At 62.4% G+C, this 17,313-nt stretch carries 12 protein-coding genes; 5 read left to right on the forward strand and 7 right to left on the reverse strand.

Annotation, left to right across the window (positions count from 1 at the left end; all coding sequences use genetic code 11):
- Positions 1–62 precede the first annotated feature (62 nt).
- Both UB23_RS14935 and UB23_RS14940 read right to left on the reverse strand, forming a co-directional pair.
- Complete coding sequence (locus tag UB23_RS14935) at positions 63–653, reverse strand: NAD(P)H-dependent oxidoreductase (protein WP_045060084.1); 591 nt, start codon at positions 651–653, stop codon at positions 63–65.
- Positions 654–811: 158 nt separating this feature from the next.
- Positions 812–1,576, reverse strand: a complete 765-nt coding sequence (locus UB23_RS14940) for a sulfite exporter TauE/SafE family protein (protein WP_045060085.1) — start codon at positions 1,574–1,576, stop codon at positions 812–814.
- 231 nt (positions 1,577–1,807) lie between these two features.
- Between UB23_RS14940 and UB23_RS14945 the strand changes: the two genes are divergently transcribed.
- The 4 genes from UB23_RS14945 (at position 1,808) to UB23_RS14960 (ending at position 4,177) form a co-directional block, all read left to right on the forward strand.
- Positions 1,808–2,692 (forward strand): LysR family transcriptional regulator, encoded by an 885-nt coding sequence (locus UB23_RS14945; RefSeq protein WP_045060086.1) that lies wholly within the window; start codon positions 1,808–1,810, stop codon positions 2,690–2,692.
- A 45-nt stretch (positions 2,693–2,737) separates the two neighbouring features.
- Positions 2,738–3,313, forward strand: a complete 576-nt coding sequence (locus UB23_RS14950) for an NAD(P)H-dependent oxidoreductase (protein WP_045060087.1) — start codon at positions 2,738–2,740, stop codon at positions 3,311–3,313.
- Positions 3,314–3,354: 41 nt separating this feature from the next.
- A complete protein-coding gene (locus UB23_RS14955; RefSeq protein ID WP_045060088.1) occupies positions 3,355–3,726 on the forward strand; it encodes a MerR family transcriptional regulator in 372 nt (123 codons plus the stop codon).
- Between the two features lie 106 nt (positions 3,727–3,832).
- A complete protein-coding gene (locus UB23_RS14960; RefSeq protein WP_028624747.1) occupies positions 3,833–4,177 on the forward strand; it encodes a cupin domain-containing protein in 345 nt (114 codons plus the stop codon).
- Positions 4,178–4,262: 85 nt separating this feature from the next.
- Here UB23_RS14960 and mmsB read toward each other — a convergent pair whose 3' ends face one another.
- Together mmsB and UB23_RS14970 are read right to left on the reverse strand one after the other, a co-directional pair.
- Entirely contained in the window at positions 4,263–5,150 is an 888-nt protein-coding gene (gene mmsB / locus UB23_RS14965) for a 3-hydroxyisobutyrate dehydrogenase (RefSeq protein WP_045060089.1), read from the reverse strand.
- Between the two features lie 10 nt (positions 5,151–5,160).
- Entirely contained in the window at positions 5,161–6,687 is a 1,527-nt protein-coding gene (locus UB23_RS14970; protein WP_045060090.1) for a CoA-acylating methylmalonate-semialdehyde dehydrogenase, read from the reverse strand.
- 149 nt (positions 6,688–6,836) lie between these two features.
- On the opposite strand from UB23_RS14970, the gene UB23_RS14975 reads away from it, so the two are divergent.
- Entirely contained in the window at positions 6,837–7,784 is a 948-nt protein-coding gene (locus tag UB23_RS14975; protein WP_045060091.1) for a LysR family transcriptional regulator, read from the forward strand.
- A gap of 63 nt (positions 7,785–7,847) precedes the next feature.
- Here the strand turns inward: UB23_RS14975 and recD are convergent, their stop codons facing one another.
- From recD to recC, 3 genes are read right to left on the reverse strand one after another with little or no spacing between them, the layout of a single operon-like run.
- Positions 7,848–9,950: an exodeoxyribonuclease V subunit alpha gene (gene recD / locus UB23_RS14980; RefSeq protein ID WP_045060092.1), complete on the reverse strand. Its 2,103-nt coding sequence runs from the start codon at positions 9,948–9,950 to the stop codon at positions 7,848–7,850.
- Positions 9,947–13,636 carry an exodeoxyribonuclease V subunit beta gene (gene recB / locus UB23_RS14985; RefSeq protein ID WP_045060093.1) on the reverse strand — a complete coding sequence of 1,230 codons (3,690 nt, stop codon included), beginning with the start codon at positions 13,634–13,636 and terminating at the stop codon, positions 9,947–9,949. Before recB ends, recD begins: the two co-directional genes overlap by 4 nt.
- Positions 13,633–17,085 carry an exodeoxyribonuclease V subunit gamma gene (gene recC / locus UB23_RS14990; protein ID WP_045060094.1) on the reverse strand — a complete coding sequence of 1,151 codons (3,453 nt, stop codon included), beginning with the start codon at positions 17,083–17,085 and terminating at the stop codon, positions 13,633–13,635. The genes recB and recC overlap by 4 nt, the downstream gene beginning before the upstream one ends.
- Positions 17,086–17,313 lie beyond the last annotated feature (228 nt).

Genomic DNA, 17,313 nt, shown 5'->3' on the forward strand with positions numbered 1-17,313 from the left:
CTGTAGGAGCTGGCGCAGGCTGCGATCTTTCAGGCCGTCGCATCCGATAGTAGCCTGAAACCTTATGCAGACAGGCCAAACACCTCGCTCAGATGCTGCTCATAACGGGCAATGTCGGCTTCAATGTTCGGGCGCTTCATGACGTCAACGCACAGGAAGGTGGGCAGGCTGGTCATGCCGAGGAACTCGTTGGCCTTGTGGAACGGGAAGTACACCGCGTCTACGCCCTTGGCTTCAAAGAAGTCCGTCGGATCATCGAATGCCTGCTGCGGAGCATTCCAGGTCAGCGACAACATGTATTCCTTGCCCTGCACCAGGCCGCCGCTGCCGTACTTCTGCGAGGCATCGGAGCGGGTGCGGCCGTCGCTGGCGTAGAGGCTGCCGTGGCCTTCAGTGAACACTTCGTCGATGTACTTCTTGACGGTCCAGGGGGCGCCCATCCACCAGCCGGGCATTTGGTAAATGATCACATCGGCCCAGAGAAATTTGGCCACTTCTTCAGCGACGTCATAACCCTCGTCGATGAACGTGGTTTTCACGTCCATGCCGCCTCGGTCGAGAACGCTCAGTGCAGTTTCGTGCAGAGTGGTGTTGTAGCGACCCTCGGAGTGGGCAAACTTTTTACCGCCATTGAGCAACAGGACTTTTTTCATGAAAGGTCTCGGAAGGTCTGAATTCGATGGCGGCAGGGTATCGGCCCGCCTCGCGCGGAATAAGCCCTGATGTGACAAAACTCATTTGACCCACAAGCACGAATCCAGCACCTATTGTTGCCTTAGACTGCGATCCGATATGCTCAGGCCCTCCTCCGCTAGCCGCTGATCAGCAAGTGGCCGCCCAGCACGCCAAGGCCAATGAAAAATACCCGTTTGAACAAGGTGGCGCTGATGCGCTGGCGCAGCCATTGCCCCAGCAACATGCCCGCCACCGCCGGGATCAGCGCCAGCAACGATGCGCCCAGCTCGCCCCCGCCCAGAGCGCCACGCCAGAACAGGCCGGCGGCCAGGGCCAGGGTCGAGACGGTGAATGACAGGCCCAGTGCCTGCACCAGCTGGTCCCTGTTCAAGCCCAGCGCCTGCAGATAGGGCACTGCCGGAATCACGAACACGCCCGTGGCCGAGGTGATGACGCCGGTCAGCATGCCGCACAATGGGGCGAGCCAGCGTTCAGCACGGCTGCCGACCCGCAGGGTGGGCAGGAACAACCCGCTCAAGGCGTAAAGCAGCAATGCCGCGCCCAACCCCCGCACGATCCAGTGGCCGCCGGCCATGCCAATCCACAGCGTGCCCGCTCCTGTGCCGAGGAAAATGGCCAGGAGCATCGGCCACAAACGTCTGACCAACTGCCGCAAATGCCCGCCGAATGCCAGCTGCCAGAGGTTGGTCAAGGTCGCGGGAATGATCAACAGCGCGGCAGCCTGCGCTGGCGCCATAGCCAGGCCAAGCAGACCCATGGCGATAGTCGGCAGGCCGAGGCCGATCACGCCCTTGATCATGCCGGCCAGCAGGAAGGTGGCGACCACCAGGATTGACAGGCCGAGGCCGAGGTTTTGATAGAACGCAGTCAGAGTATCCATGGGTCTATCGTGGTGCTGGGCAGCGGGTTTGAAAAGCTGGCTTATACTGAGGGTGCCTCTTGCTGTGGCTGAGGCTAGGTTCCTGGTTGTGGCAGCCGGCGCTTTCGCGGGCAAGCCCGCTCCCACAGGGTGCGGGTATCGTGCTCAAGATTGCGCAGCGCCTCAATCACTGTGGGAGCGGGCTTGCCCGCGAAGGCGGCAGCCCAAACGACAAACCTCTACGGACTCACCATGCACTTCGACCTCACCGACCTGCGCCTCTACCTGAACATCCTCGACAGCGGCAACATCACCGCCGGCGCAATCCGCAGTCATTTATCCCTGGCGGCAGCGAGCGCACGCATCCGGGCGATGGAATCGTCCCTGGGAGTGGATTTCCTGGTGCGCGGCAGACGCGGAGTCACCCCCACCGCTGCCGGCAAAGCCTTGGCGCAACACGCCCGGTTGCTGCTGCAACAGGCCGACCGCCTGCAACAGGACCTGGCCGAATATGCCCAGGGCGTCAAAGGACAAGTCCGGTTGCTGTGCAACACCACGGCGATGAGTGAATACCTGCCCGAACTGCTCGCCGACTTTCTGCTCAGCCATCCCAACCTGGACATCGACCTGCAGGAATTGCCCAGTGCGCGCATCACCCATGCGCTACGCCAGGGCGCGGCGGATCTGGGCATTGTCTCGGATGCCGTGGACAGCAGCGACCTGCAAACCCGCCCGTTTCGCGACGACCCGCTGGTATTGATCATGCCGCCCGACCACCCCCTGGCCAGGCTCGGCGCCCTGAGCTTCAGCGACACCCTGGCGCACGACTACGTTGGCCTGAACAGCAACAGCGCCCTGGCGATTTACCTGGAAGAACAGGCGCTGCATATCGGTTCCCGCCTGCAGATTCGCATCAGGGCCGACGGCTTCGATGGCGCCATGCGCATGGTCGCCCGGGGGGCCGGGCTGGCCATCGTGCCGCAGGAGGCAGTGGCACGCTGGCCCGGCGCGCCAGCGTTGCACAGCATCGCGCTGGCCGAAGCCTGGGCGCAGCGCCAACTGCTGTTGTGTGCCCGCGACTTCGCGCAACTGCCCGGTTACGCCAAGGCCTTGCTGCATGCCTTGACTCTCCCCTGAGGGGCAGACTTTACCCTTGGGTTTTCCTCTTCAAGGACAGCCACAATGGGCAAACGGATTCTGGTGATTCTCGGTCACCCTTCGAGCAGCAGTTTTTGCGCCGCCGTGGCCGAGCGCTACACCCAGTCAGCCCTGCGTGCCGGGCATGAAGTGCGCCAATTGTTTCTCGGCCAGCTGGCGTTCGACCCCGTATTGCGTGAAGGCTACCAGCAGGTACAACCCCTGGAGGCCGACCTGCTGCAAGCCCAGGCGGATGTCTTGTGGGCCGAGCAACTGACGCTGGTGTTTCCGATCTGGTGGGGCGGCATCCCAGCCTTGCTCAAGGGCTTTTTCGACCGGGTGTTCCTCCCCGGTTTCGCCTTCAAATACCGCAAAGGCAAAGCCTTCCCCGACAAACTCCTGCACGGTCGCAGCGCACACCTGCTGGTGACCATGGATACGCCGCCCTGGTACTACCGCTGGTTCTACCGCATGCCCGGCTTGCATCAAATGCGCAGGACCACGCTGGAGTTTTGCGGCATCAAGCCCACCCGGACGCTGACCTTCGGCCCGATTCTCGACTCCAGTCACGCGCAGCGCGAGCGGTGGTTGCAGCAAGCCGAAGCTATCGCCAGTCGCTGAGTGCGCCGATAATGCCCGGGACTCATTAAAGGGAATTATTGATGTACATCGGCCAGGCTGCGCAGCGCTCCGGAACCACGATCAAAAGCATCCGCCATTACGAGGCGATCGGGCTGCTGCCGGTGGCCCAGCGTCAGGGTAAATATCGCGTGTACGACCAGCAGAGCGTCGAACTGCTGGGCTTCATCAAATGTGCTCAGCAACTGGGGTTCCGCCTCAAAGAGCTGCAGGCGATTTTCGCCGGCCATCAGGGAACCCAGGTGCCCTGGGCATTGGCCCATCAGGCCATCGCGGCGAAGAAGCAGGAGATCAGCGAGCGGATGGCTGCCCTGGCGCGGCAACACGCCCAACTGGTGGAGTTTGAACTGGGTCTCGAACAGGCCCGGGCCGCTTGTCCGCTGGAGACGCTTTAGGCGCCTGCGCGTTTCTGGACACCCCGATGTCGAGCACAGACAACTCGCCAGCGGGCGGGCGCTATAGGGTGCGACTTCGTTCTTGCATCCACTGCCCGGAGTCCACATGACCGCACCTATTACCGTTCTTCGCGACACCCATCCCCTGCCGGTACTCGACGCCTGCAAATGGGAAAAACTCGAAGGCGATCCGCACACCGTCAATCTCAACGCCTACACCAGCGAAGACGGCAGCAAGATCATGGGCACCTGGATCTGCACGCCGGGCAAATGGTATGTGGAATACGTGAAGTGGGAGTACTGCCATTTCCAGGAAGGCTACTGCGTGATCACGCCGGAAGGCATGGCGCCGATCCATCTGCGGGCAGGGGATATCTTTGTCGTTGAGCCAGGGATGAAAGGCACGTGGGAAGTGGTCGAGACTGTGCGCAAGTACTTTGTGTTTGCCTGATGCATAGAAAAGATCGCAGCCTGCGGCATTCCCGTGTAGGAGCTGCCGCAGGCTGCGATCTTTTGCTTTTGCGAATTACCCGCTTTTACTGGGGTTTGCGATAGCTGTTGATGATCGCCGAGAAGTCTTGGCCACCCTCCCCGCGCAGGCTCATTGCCTGATACAACTGCTGCGCCACGGCGCCCAGCACCACAGGCTGGTGCGCCTGACGGGCCGCCTCAGTCGCCAGCCCCAAGTCCTTGAGCATCAGTTCGGCACCGAAGCCGCCGGTATAGCCGCGCGACGCCGGAGCGGTCTCGACGATGCCCGGCCACGGGTTGTACATCTCCGAACTCCAGCAGCGCCCGGTGGAGCTGTTGATGATCCCGGCCAGCACGCCGGTGTCGATGCCCAGGGCATCACCCAGGGCCATGGCTTCGCTGACGCCGACCATGGAAATTCCCAGCAGCAGGTTGTTGCAGATCTTGGCGATCTGCCCGGTGCCGACTTCGCCGCAATGCACGATATTGCGGCCCATCTGCGCCAGTACCGGTTGCAGCGTGGCAAACAGCTCGGGCGTGGCACCGACCATGAATGTCAGGGTGCCGGCAGCTGCGCCGCCCGTACCGCCAGACACCGGCGCATCGGCCATGGCCACGCCTTGTTTGGCAGCAGCGCTTGCTACTTCACGCGCCGTCTGTGGGTCAATGGTGCTGCAATCCACTGCCGGAACGCCTTCGCCAATCCCCGCGAGCACGCCGTTTTCACCCAGCCACACACTGCGCACATGCACGGCGGCCGGCAGCATGGTAATCACCAGCTCCGCACCTTGGGCCGCCTCACGGGCGGAGGCGCTGATGCTGCCGCCCAGTTGCTCCAGCTCCGCCAGCACGATGGTGTTCAGGTCGACCAGCTTGAGGTCATGACCGGCCTTGATCAGGTTGCGTGCCATCGGCGCGCCCATGTTGCCCAGACCGATAAATGCGATTTTCATGGACCACTCCTTAGCGCAAGTTGATGGTGGTGTTCACACCGTCGTTGACGCTGTTGTCATCAAACCAGCGACTGGTGACCGTCTTGGTCTGAGTGTAGAACTGCACCACTTGCTTGCCATACGGGCCGAGATCGCCAAGCTTGGAACCGCGCGAGCCGGTAAAGCTGAAGAACGGGACCGGCACCGGGATCGGGATGTTGATGCCAACCTGGCCGACGTCGATTTCATTCTGGAATTTACGTGCCGCCGCACCGCTCTGGGTGAACAGGCCAGTGCCGTTGCCAAAGGGGTTGGCGTTGACCAGGGCGATGGCCTCGTCCAGCGTATTGACCTCCAGCACCACCAGCACCGGGCCGAAGATTTCCTGGGTGTAGATCTGCATGTCGGTGGTCACCCCGGAAAACAGGGTTGGGCCGACGAAGTTGCCCTGCTCGTAGCCGGCCACACTGATGTCGCGCCCGTCCAGCTCCAGCTTCGCACCTTCCTTGATGCCGCTTTCGATCAGGTCGAGGATGCGCGCCTTGGCGCGTTTCGAAATCACCGGCCCAACGTCGGTACCCGGCTCACTGCCGGCATTGACCTTGAGTTTCTGCGCCAGTGCTTTCAAATCAGGCAGCCATTGCTTGGCCGCGCCCACCAGCACCACCACAGACGTGGCCATGCAGCGTTGACCCGCTGCGCCGAAACCGGCACCGACCAGCGCATTCAACGCCTGTTCGCGGTTGGCGTCCGGCAGCACCACGGCATGGTTCTTCGCGCCCATCATCGACTGCACGCGCTTGCCATGTTTGCCCGCCAGGTCGTACACGTGAGTGCCGACCGCAGTCGACCCGACGAAGGACACCGCCTTGATGTCCTTGTGGGTGCAGAGCGCATCCACCACATCCTTGCCGCCGTGCACCACGTTGAGCACGCCCGCCGGAACGCCCGCTTCGATCGCCAGCTCCACCAGCAGCAGGGTCGACAGCGGATCCTGTTCGGAAGGTTTCAACACGAAGGTATTGCCGCAGGCAATGGCCATCGGGAACATCCACAGCGGAATCATCGCCGGGAAGTTGAACGGAGTGATACCGGCGCACACGCCGATCGGCTGGCGCAGGGTGTAGGTGTCGACGCCGCTGGCGACGTTCTCGGCAAACTCGCCCATCTGCAGGGTGCCGATGGAACAGGCATGCTCGACCACTTCCAGGCCACGGAAAATATCGCCTTCAGCATCGGCAATGGTTTTGCCCTGCTCGTTGCTCAGCACCACGGCAATGCGCTTGGAGTGCTCGCGAATCAATGCCTGGAGCTTGAGCATGATGCGCATGCGCGCGCCGATCGGCGTCAGCTTCCAGGTCTGGAAGGCGCGATGGGCAGCGGCAATGGCTGCGTCGACTTCCGAGGCGGTGGCAAACGGAACCTTGGCGAGCACTTGCTGAGTCGCCGGGTTGACGATGTCGTGCCACTCGGTGGATTGCGACTCGACCCACTCGCCGTCGATCAACAGCTTGACCTTCTGCACGGTGGTTTCGTTGGGCGTGAGCGATGCGTTCATGTTGGGTCTCCTGGACTTGTTGTTATCAGGGAGCCAAGGCGAGAAAGTCGCCTTGAGATGAGGCGTGTGTCGCGAATTGGTTGTCGGACGGTTTTTGGAGTATAGATGTGCAAACTTCTAATAAGAACGCACATAAAAGCCGGTCCATCATGCAAAAAAACATCACGTCTCTAGGCTCGCTGAATTGGGATGACCTCAAGTTTTTCCTCGAAGTCGCCCGCACCCGCAAGGCCAGCACCGCCGCCAAGCGCCTGGCAGTGGACTACACCACGGTGTCGCGGCGCATCAGTTCGCTGGAAACGGCGCTGGGCACACTGTTGTTCGAAAAATCCCGCACCAGCGGTTTTGTGCTGACGGCCGAAGGCCAACGACTGCTGGGTTATGCCGAATCGATCGAGAGCACCCTGCACATGGCCTGCGAGCAGGTGTCTGGCTCCGGGGTGGCGTTATCCGGGCATGTGCGCATGGGCTGCACCGAAGGGTTCGGCAGCTTTTTCATCACCCCGCAGCTGAGCCATTTCGTCGACGCCTACCCGGCGATCTCGGTGGATATCCTGCCGCTGCCGCACTTCATCAGCCTGTCCAAGCGCGAGGCCGACATCGTCATCGCCCTGGAGCGCCCGGAGCATGGCCCGTACGTGTGCTGCAAATTGTGCGACTACCGCTTGCAGCTGTACGCGACCCAGGACTACCTCGACCAGCACCCGCCCATCCGCCGTCCCAGCGACCTGGCCAAGCATGCGTTCATCAGTTATGTGGATGACCTGGCGTTCAGCTCGGAGCTGCTGTACCTGGCCAACGTACTGCCCAGCGCCAGCGCCAACCTGCGCAGCACCAGCGTCATCGCGCAGTTCGTGGCGGCGCAGCAAGGGCGCTCGCTAGCGATTTTGCCATGCTTCCTGGCGGCGCAGGATCCAAGGCTGCTGCCGGTGTTGCCGGCAGAGATCAACATCACGCGACAGTTCTGGATGTACTGCCGCGAGGACCTGCGCAAGCTCAAGCGGATCACCCTGCTATGGGACTACATCCGCGGGGTGACCGAGCAGAATCAGGGCCTGTTGATGGGTGAAAGCCGCGAGATGCTGTTCGCCGATTAGCCGGCGGATACCACATCGACACACGGCGGTTCTCGGTGCGGCCGGCAAGTCGGCCAGTTTGCGTTACTGGCCGGGGGCCTCATCCAGTTCAAGCATCAGCCCACTCAGGCGCTTGACCTTGCGCCGCACGGCCTCTTCGAAGACGCCGGCCCGGGGTTCTATCAGGGTGAACCAGTTTTTTGCCCGGGTGATTCCGGTGTAGATCAGCTCCTTGGTGAGGACCGGGTTGAGGGCGTCCGGGAGGATCAGTGCGGTGTGGGCAAACTCTGAGCCCTGGGATTTGTGCACCGTCATCGCGTACACGGTTTCGACGTCATTGAGCCGGCTCGGCAGTACAAAACGCACACCACCTTGACCATCGTTGCGCGGGAATGCCACGCGCAACACCTGCTTTCCGGCTTCAGGCCCCTCGCGTTCCGGTAGCTTGAGCGCGATGCCGATGTCACCGTTCATCAGCCCCAGACCGTAGTCGTTACGCGTCATCAATACCGGGCGTCCTTCGTACCACTGCTGATCGTTATCGATCAATCGGGCCTTGAGCAGCGCGGCGGTCACTCGCTGATTCAGGCCTTCCACGCCCCAGGGGCCCTTGCGTACGGCGCAGAGCAACTGGAAGGCGTCGAACGCCTGCAGCACCTGGCGAGCCCAGTCGGCCCAGCAAGGATCTTCAAGGGCTCGGCCAGGCGCCGGGCGCTGCTGGCGCAGCAGGCCGAGGTAATGCCGATAACCCTGCGGCCCATCGCCGTGACCTTCAAGCAGCAAACGCTCCAGCGCCCGGTCCTGTTCGCCCTTGAGCGACAGGCTGAACACGTCGTCGTGGCTGCGGGTGGCCAGCAGTTTGCGCGCCTCTTCAGGCTGCTGCTGATTGACCCGGCGAGCCAGCTGACCAATGCCGCTGCCCTCCCCGAAGCGGCGAGAATGGCGCAGCATCACCACTTGTTGCGCCAGCGGGTGAACGCCTTGGGTATCCTCGTGCAGGTCGCTGTTTGCCAGGCTTTCGCCACTGACCTGCTCCAGCCACTGGCGAGTCTGCGGGCTGTACCAGCCGGCTTCCGCGTCACGGCACAGATCGCCCAGCACGGCGCCCGCTTCAACCGACGCCAGCTGATCCTTGTCACCCAGCAGCACCAGTCGCGCATGGGCTGGCAGGGCATCGAGCAGATTGGCCATCATCTCCAGGTCGATCATCGACGCTTCATCCACCACCAGCACATCAAGTGGCAGGCGATTGCCCGCGTGATGCCGGAAGTGCCGCGTCCCGGGCCGGCTGCCGAGCAGGCGGTGAACCGTGGTGACGTCCGAAGGAATTTTCGCCCGGACCGCTTCGCTGACTTCCAGCGTCCTGACCTGCTGGCTGATGGACTCGGTCAAGCGCGCCGCCGCCTTGCCCGTGGGTGCCGCAAGACGGATGCGCAGCGGCTGGCCAGCCTCCACTGCGGGCGCCTGGAGCAACGCCAGCAAACGCACGACGGTGGTGGTCTTACCGGTCCCGGGACCTCCGGTGACGATACTGAATGCACTGCGGGTCGCCAGGGCGCAGGCGAGTTTTTGCCAGTCGATCACTTCACCCGGCCTGGCGGGACCGAACAGGCCGGTGAGGCGCTGGCTCAAATCCGCAGGGGTCACTTCGTGCTCAGCCAGGCGCTGGCGCAATGACAGGTCGATGCGTCGTTCGTACGCCCAGTAGCGCCGCAGATACAGGCGTTTACCCGACAGCACCAAAGGCCTTTGCTGAGCATTCTCGCGTCCGTCGGCCGCCAATGCGACCAAGGGGCTGACCGCGAGCGCCTTGCACCAGTGAGCGCCATCCAGCGCCTCGAGCAATTGCGAAGGCAACACCATCGAGCCGCCTTGCACATCGCCTTCGGGTGGCAGGGACAGGGCAAAATCCGGTTCCTTGAGAGTCTCGTACAGATCCAGGCACACATGCCCGTGACCCAGCTGGTGGCTGGTCAGCGCGGCCGCCAGCAATACCAGGGGATCGTCATCGGGCGCCAGCTCATGCAGGAAGGCCACGAACGCCTTGTCCAATGCACGCAACCAGCCGCGCTCGACCCAGCGCGTGAGCAACAGCAGCAAGTCTTCGGCGCGGCTCAAGGGTGCGAGGTCGGCCAGGCTTTCAGCCGCCAGTGAGGTGGGCAGCAAATCGGCGAAGGTGCGACTCATAGCAGTTCTCCCTGTTCCCAGGCGGGTTCGGCCTTGGGCTGCGGCTTGCCCTGGAACAGGCGATCAAGGTGTTCGATCAACTCCCTTGGCGGACGGGCGAAATAAACCCCCTGGCTGGCTGCACGGGTGCCGCGCAGGAACAGGTACAACGCACCGCCCACGTGACGGTCATAGTCGTAATCGGCCAAACGCGCTTTTAGCTGGCGATGCAGGGCCAGCAGGTACAGCACGTACTGCAGGTCATAGCGGTTGTCGAGGATCGATTGCTCCATCGCTTGCCCGGTATACGCCGAGTCATCGACACCCAGCCAGTTGGATTTGTAATCAGCCACGTAATACCGACCTTCGTGTTCGAACGTCAGGTCGATGAAACCCTTGAACATGCCGTTAAGCAATACCGGTTCTGCCGCAACCCGCGCGACACCGTTGTGGGTGTATTGGCGCACCAGCTCATCGAGTTTCAGCACGTCCACCTTGTGGCTGGCGAACCAGAATTCCATCTCGACCCGGTACTGGGTCAGGTGCTCGAACACGACCGGGGCCTGCCCTGCCCCCAGGTGCAGGGGCGATTTGAGCAAGTGCTGCAGCCAGTCGCTCAAGGTGGTAATCCAGCCTTCCCAGCCGCGCCGATTACAGCGACGCGCAATGGCGTCTTCAACCGCTTGTGGGTTGGCGCAAAAGCCTTCACCACCGGCCCATTCCAGCAGCCCATGGAGAAAGGTGCCGGGGCCTGGGCCGCGAGGGAATCGATGGATGTCCGCGCCGCCGGCCGCCACTTCACGCGGAGCATTGGGGTCGAGGCGTTCGTCGTCGAACAGTTTCTGTGCCTGAGGGTTTTCCGGTGCTTCGTCGCTGCCGATACTCAAGCTGTCGCCGATACGCAAGGCGCTGTAGGAGGCGATCCACCAGTTTTCACTGGCACGGCGTTTGGGCATCAGCGGCGCGAGCAGGCGCGCGTCGTTCTGCGGTGGCTGGTAGTGCTCGGCGTTAGCAAGCGGGACTTCGCAATAACGCAGGGCCGGGCAATCTTGCTGAAGGTCTTCCAGCCAGCGTTTTAAACCGGCAGATTCCGCCAGCATGGCACCGCCACCCAATAGATAACCCAGTGCCGACAGATGCAGCACCGAGCTGTTGTGATTGCCTCGCTTGAGATCCGTGACACCAAGCCAGCAGGCGTGCTGCGCCCGGGTCAGGGCGACATACAGCAAGCGCAAGTCCTCGGCCAGGCGCTCGTGATCAGCCAGTGCGATCAATTCGGCCGTCGGCTTCAGGCTCATCTGCGCCTTGCCGTTGGCATCGTGGTAGTGCAACGGCAGCCGACTGCCGTCCACCGGCTTGGCCGAGCAAATGAACGGCAGGAACACCAGGGGATATTCCAGGCCCTTGGACTTGTGAATGGTCACGACCTTGACCAGTTGCTCGTCGCTCTCCAGACGCAGTATCTGCTCTTCCCCCGCCTGGCCGGATAGCGCCAGGTGCTCGGACAGGTGCCGAATCAGCGCCTGCTCGCCATCGAGTTCAGCGGCAGCCTGCTGCAGCAGTTCGGACAGGTGCAAAAGATTGGTGAGAATTCGTTCGCCATCGCTGCGGGCGATCAATGTCTGCGGCAACTTGAAGTCGTGCAGCAGGCGTCGCAGCATCGGCAAGACGCCCTGCTTGCGCCAGAGCTCACGGTAGCTGCGGAACTGCATGACCCGCGCTTCCCATGCCAGCTCATCCTGATTGAGCCGTTCAAGTTCGACCAGAGACAGGTTCAACGTGATGCAGGCCAATGCAGCGCGCAACGGCCGCTCGACATCCGGCTCGGCGCAGGCCTTGAGCCAGGACAGCAGGTCATGGGCCTCCTGCGCGGCGAACACTGAGTCCTTGTCTGACAGGTAGACACTGCGAACGCCACGGGCCGACAGCTCGGCGCGTACGGCCTGGGCTTCCTTGCCGTCGCGCACCAGGATGGCGATATCCGCCGGCAGCAGGCCTCTGAAATCCTTGCCGTCCTGATGGAATCCTGACTGGCGCTGTTGCCCGCTGTTGAGCAGCGCGGTGATTTCACTGGCGCAGGCGGCGGCCAATTGTTTGCGGTAGACCGCGCCCGACAGCGGTTGCTCGCCAGGCAGGTGCCAGATGTTCAGGGCCGGCACCGGGCTGCCCTGTATCTGCAGCACTTCCTTGCGGCCCTGGGATTGGACCGGCAGAAATGGCACGGGATTTTCGCCGTTGCGTTCACGGAACAGGAACGCGCCGCGCCCCAGTTCACGCCTCTCGGCACGTTCGAACACATGATTGACCGCCTCGACCATGCCATGGCTGGAGCGGAAGTTGGTCCCCAGGGTATGCAGCCGGCCAGTGGTGGCCTGGCGCGCCCGCAGATAAGTATGAATATCGGCGCCACGGAAGGCGTAGATCGCCTGCTTGGGGTCGCCGATCAGGAACAGGCCGCAGTCGGGGTTGTTGTCTTCGATGCGATAGATGGTTTCGAAAATCCGGTACTGCACCGGGTCGGTGTCCTGGAACTCGTCGATCAAGGCCACCGGAAACTGTTCGCGAATCAGCGTGGCGAGGCGCTCGCCACCTTCGGCTTGCAGGGCGGCATCGAGGCGCAGCAGCATGTCATCGAAGCCCATCTCGGCACGGCGCCGCTTCTCTTCTTCGAACCGGGTACCCACCCATTGGGCCGCGTGTTGCAGCACGGCCGCATCGGGAGTCGGCAGGTTATCCAGACTGGCCTTCAGCCCCGGCATCGCATCCAGCCCCGGGTGACTTGGCACTTCGCCCTTCCAGGCTTCGGCCATGCCGTCCGGGGTCAGGCGGGTGAAGCCGGTGCCGATGTCCAGTTGCTCCAGCGATTCGTCCGCGGCCCAGGCCTGGATCTTTTCAAACCAGGGTTCGAAATAACGCGCCTGCATCTTGCGCCCGTCGACGCTCTTGCTTGCGACGCCCTGGTGGCAGATGGCGAGCAGCTCCTGTGCCCATTGAGTCCAGGGCATCTTCAGCTCAAGCAATGCCGCCCGGCGTTCCTGCAGGCATTCGGTAATCAGTTGCGCAGGATCTTTGCCGGCAGTGGTGCCACGCTCACTGGCGAACAGCCCACGCACACGCGGCAACAACGCCGCCGGCCCCCCCCAGTTTCCACGCACCCAGCTCAGTGCATCGCCTTGCATGGGGTAGCAGAACAACCGCCAGTAATCGCGCAGGACTTCACCCAGCAAGTCGCTGTGGTCAGTTTCCAGGCTCTGGGTAAACAGGCTGCCACTGTCGAACGCGTGCTCGCGCAACATGCGCTGGCACCAGCTGTGGATGGTCGAGACAGCGGCTTCGTCCATCCACTGCGCCGCGATGTCCAGGCGGTTGGCACATCCGGCCCACTGTTCCCCCGGGTATTGATCACGCAGGTCGGCGATCAGGGCGTCTGGTGCAGTTATTTCATCGCGGAAAAAGCGCGCCGCTTCAGCCAGGCGCGTGCGGATGCGTTCGCGCAGCTCCTTGGTCGCCGCGTCGGTGAAGGTCACGACGAGGATCTGCGGCGGCAGCAGTTCACGGCCGAAACCGGTGGACTCGCCACCGTGGCCCAGGACCAGGCGCACATACAATGCGGAGATGGTAAAAGTCTTGCCGGTGCCGGCGCTGGCTTCGATCAGCTGGCTGCCGCGAAGCGGAAAAGCCAGGGCCAGTGGCGTCTTGTCGGTCATGCGCGCGAGTCCTCGCTGTTCAACGAACGCCAGGGAGCTTGCAGCAGCGGTCGATACAATGCATCGCACCACCCGGGGAATGATTCATCCGCCGTGAGCGCGTCGTAGTCCTTGAACTGCCGGGCCAGCGCAGCACTTTCACGCCGTTCGCCGTCAGTGGTCAGGCCATCGCCTTCATAGGCTTTGCGAGCGGCGGCTTCGGCCTTCAGCGGGTCGGTCTGACCCAGCCAGGCAAAGGCCGTTTTCACGGCAATCGGCAGCGGCTGGCACATGCCGGTTTTCCAGGCCAGCAGCAGATCGCCCAGAATGCCCAAAGCCTGTGCCTGCTCCATTGGGGCCAGCAGCAGACTGTCGTCACTGGCCACCAGCGCGGTGGTCATTGGCCAACCGCTGGCGCAAGCCACCAGATGGTTGACCCAGGGGCGCGTGAGCCGATGCCATTTACGCGCCTTGATCGCACCAATGCTGTTGGGGATAGTTGTCACCGACAACAAGCCGCCATCGGCACGCTGATGCAGGCCGCTTAGCCAGCCCTCCAGGCGCAGGCCTTGGGACTCCAGGTTCAACGGCAACGCGCTGGCGAGCGGGGTCGGCCACAACGTCAGCAGTTGTTGATAACGCTGCAGCAGGTCCGGCAGCGGTTCGATCAGTTCCCGTTGCAGGTATTCGCCAAAGCCGGCCATGGGCAGCAGGCCACTGTTCTGCAGGCGGATGGCGTGTGCAGCCAGTGTCTGATCCACGAAATCGGGTTGCCCCAGTGCCGCCTCCAGCAAACTGTCGCTGAGGCTGTAGCGTTGCAGGGCATCGAGGACAAAAGGCTCTTCATTGGCCAGGGGGGCTTCGGCCGCTTCAAAGAATATCTTCAAGCGTTGGCTGAAGAAGTGGCGCACCGGATTGCGCAGGAAATCCTGAAGTTGCCCCAGGCTCAATGGCTCTTCCTGGACGTAGGGTTCAAGGGTCTCGAACGCGGCATCCACGGCACTGGCTTGATGGAGGGTCTGCCATTCGCTGGCATAGCTGAACAGCCCATCGCCCTCATGGAAATAGCGGGCGCTGAAAGGCTGTAGCGGGTGTTCCTGGGTCATGGCTTCAAGCAGGTCCTGGGACTCATCGGCCGAGTGCCAACCGCTGGCCAGGTGATCGCGAAGCTGGCCGATCAGTACCGAGGCCGGACGTTCGCTGTTGTCGCGAATGCTACGGCCTACCCAGCTGATATAAAGCTGATCACGGGCAGAGAGCAGGGCTTCGAGCAGGAGATAACGGTCGTCTTCGCGCCGGGATCGATCGCCGGGGCGGTAGTCGCTGCCCATCAGGTCGAAGTCCAGCGGCGGTTGCGCGCGAGGGTAGTCGCCGTCGTTCATGCCCAGCAGGCACACCAGTTTGAACGGGATGGCCCGCATGGGCATCAAGGTGCAGAAGTTGACTGCCCCGGCCAGGAACCGCTGGGATAAACGCCCCTGATCGAGGCCCGCGAGCCAGGCTTCGCGAACCACGGTCAGGGGCAACTGGTCATGCAGCCCAACCGACTCACAGGTCTCCAGCCAGGTTTCGCGCAACTCTTCCAGCTGGGCGAGCAAGTAGTCGTCGTGTTCGTTGCTGGCCTGGAAAAACAACTGGATCAACGCTTGCAGGCGCATGCCCCATTGCCCGGGAGCTGCAGGAGAGGCCAGTTCATGGTGAGCAATGTCCAGCGCATCGAGCAGCGCTACCAGCGGCCCGATCAGCGCGGCATCCAGGCCGCCGATCTCGTCATAGGGCTCGATGCCGCCGTAGGCACCAGAGCTGCCTACCGCGTAACCGAGCAACATCCTGCGCAGGCCGAAACGCCAGCTGTTTTGCTCAAGCTCGGCGGGCAAGCCGAGACTGGCGCGCTGCTCGGCATCCATGCCCCAGCGGATGCCCGCACCTTCGATCCAGCGATGCAGGGTCGGCAGGTCCCGCTCCTCAACTCCGAATCGCGACCGCAATGCAGGAACGTCCAGCAGATCGAGGATCTCGCTGACGGGGAAACGACTGTCAGGCAGTTTCAGCAAATGCTCGACGGCGATCAGCAATGGATCGCGACCGCGTTGGCCCTGATCGGCGAGTGTGAACGGTATGAAGCGCTGGTCCCTGTGCTCCAGCTGGCCGAATACTGCGCGAATATGCGGGGCATAGCTGTCGATGTCCGGCACCATGACGATGACGTCACGGGGTCTCAGATCAGGATTAGCACTGAAGCGCGCGAGCAACTGGTCGTGGAGAATTTCCACTTCCCGCTGGGCGCTGTGGGCGATGTGAAAACGGATCGACTGATCATGCTCAAGATCAACAGCCGGCCAGAGCTCGCGGGTTTCACCCAGGGGGCGCAGTTCGAGGATGTCGTCCTGCAGTTGATTGAGCATGTTCAGCGGCGTGCTGTCGCTGAACAGGTCGATGCGACCGTCGCGAAACGCCGAGCGATAGCTGTTGGGATCGTCGTAGCTGTCGAGCAGGTTGATGTAGTCACGACCTTGCTTACCCCATGCCGCCAGCAATGGATGCGCATGCTGATGGAGCGTTTGCGGGTCGAGTACAACGGGCATTCCGTTCTTGCGCGCCTGACGCTTGTATTGGTGCCGTAACAGGTCTTTATCGGCGACGATGTCTGCCCAATGGTGACGACATGGGTTGTGCACGCACAGCAGGACCTGGCTGAAACGGGCCAACCCGGCCAGCGCTTCCAGGGCCTGGGCAGGCAGCGAGGAAATCCCGAATACGATCACCCGCGAAGGCAGCCCCGCAGGCGCTTCGTCCAGGCTATTGATGCGCTCGATAAACCGTTGGTGCACGCCCGCACGGCTTTGCGCCATGCCCTGCTCACCCACATCCAGCAACAGTGCGCGCCACAACTCCGCTTGCCAGGCGTTGGCCGGCGTCAGCGGCGTGGCTTCGCCGCGTCCATTGCGTAACTGGTGTCGACCTTCCGCCCAGTCTTCAAGCCAGTCGGCGCGGTAGACCTGGTATTGGTCAAACAGGTCGGCCAGGCGTTCGGACAGCTGATAACGCTTGCGCAAGTCGGTGTCGTTGGTGAGGAAGCGTTGCAGGGGCTCGAAGTGAGGCTGATCGATCACCTGCGGCAGCAGGCGCATCAGGCGCCAGGTCAAGGGCGCTTTATCGAGCAAGGATTTGACCGGAATTTCCTCGCGACCAAGGACCATGCGATACAGCTGCCACATGAAACTGCCGGGCAGCTGCACGTCTATGGCAGCGGCAATTCCGCAGCCGCCCGTATCGTCGTCTTCAGGGTCTTCTGCCAGTGCCAGCTTGAGCCATTGGGCAATGCCGTTGCTCTGGACCAGGGCGATTTCGTTTTCCAGGGGGGCCAGCGGGTACCGCCGCATCCAGCTCACTACCAGGCTGCGCAACTCGTCCAGGCGGTTGCCGTGAACCACCATAAAACCAGCACTGAGGGACGTCGCGTCCGGCATAAAGGCTTCCTTGGAAAAATACAAACGCCAGGGCGAACCTTAGCATTGTCGGCAGACTGTGGCAGCCGGGAGCGGCCCGGTGTTGATGCGGGAATTTTCTCGCGGACAAAAACAAAACCCCTACCTGCATACGCAGATAGGGGTTTCGGAATTTAATCTTGACGATGACCTACTCTCACATGGGGAAACCCCACACTACCATCGGCGATGCATCGTTTCACTGCTGAG

The sequence above is a fragment of the Pseudomonas sp. ES3-33 genome (assembly GCF_000952175.1).
Taxonomy (GTDB): Bacteria; Pseudomonadota; Gammaproteobacteria; order Pseudomonadales; family Pseudomonadaceae; genus Aquipseudomonas; species Aquipseudomonas gregormendelii.

What these genes read in the sequence shown, in the direction of transcription:
- UB23_RS14935 (WP_045060084.1), bottom strand. Translation starts at nt 653, where the DNA reads ATGAAAAAAGTCCTGTTGCTCAATGGCGGTAAAAAGTTTGCCCACTCC.
- UB23_RS14940 (WP_045060085.1), bottom strand. Translation starts at nt 1,576, where the DNA reads ATGGATACTCTGACTGCGTTCTATCAAAACCTCGGCCTCGGCCTGTCA.
- UB23_RS14945 (WP_045060086.1), top strand. Translation starts at nt 1,808, where the DNA reads ATGCACTTCGACCTCACCGACCTGCGCCTCTACCTGAACATCCTCGAC.
- UB23_RS14950 (WP_045060087.1), top strand. Translation starts at nt 2,738, where the DNA reads ATGGGCAAACGGATTCTGGTGATTCTCGGTCACCCTTCGAGCAGCAGT.
- UB23_RS14955 (WP_045060088.1), top strand. Translation starts at nt 3,355, where the DNA reads ATGTACATCGGCCAGGCTGCGCAGCGCTCCGGAACCACGATCAAAAGC.
- UB23_RS14960 (WP_028624747.1), top strand. Translation starts at nt 3,833, where the DNA reads ATGACCGCACCTATTACCGTTCTTCGCGACACCCATCCCCTGCCGGTA.
- mmsB (WP_045060089.1), bottom strand. Translation starts at nt 5,150, where the DNA reads ATGAAAATCGCATTTATCGGTCTGGGCAACATGGGCGCGCCGATGGCA.
- UB23_RS14970 (WP_045060090.1), bottom strand. Translation starts at nt 6,687, where the DNA reads ATGAACGCATCGCTCACGCCCAACGAAACCACCGTGCAGAAGGTCAAG.
- UB23_RS14975 (WP_045060091.1), top strand. Translation starts at nt 6,837, where the DNA reads ATGCAAAAAAACATCACGTCTCTAGGCTCGCTGAATTGGGATGACCTC.
- recD (WP_045060092.1), bottom strand. Translation starts at nt 9,950, where the DNA reads ATGAGTCGCACCTTCGCCGATTTGCTGCCCACCTCACTGGCGGCTGAA.
- recB (WP_045060093.1), bottom strand. Translation starts at nt 13,636, where the DNA reads ATGACCGACAAGACGCCACTGGCCCTGGCTTTTCCGCTTCGCGGCAGC.
- recC (WP_045060094.1), bottom strand. Translation starts at nt 17,085, where the DNA reads ATGCCGGACGCGACGTCCCTCAGTGCTGGTTTTATGGTGGTTCACGGC.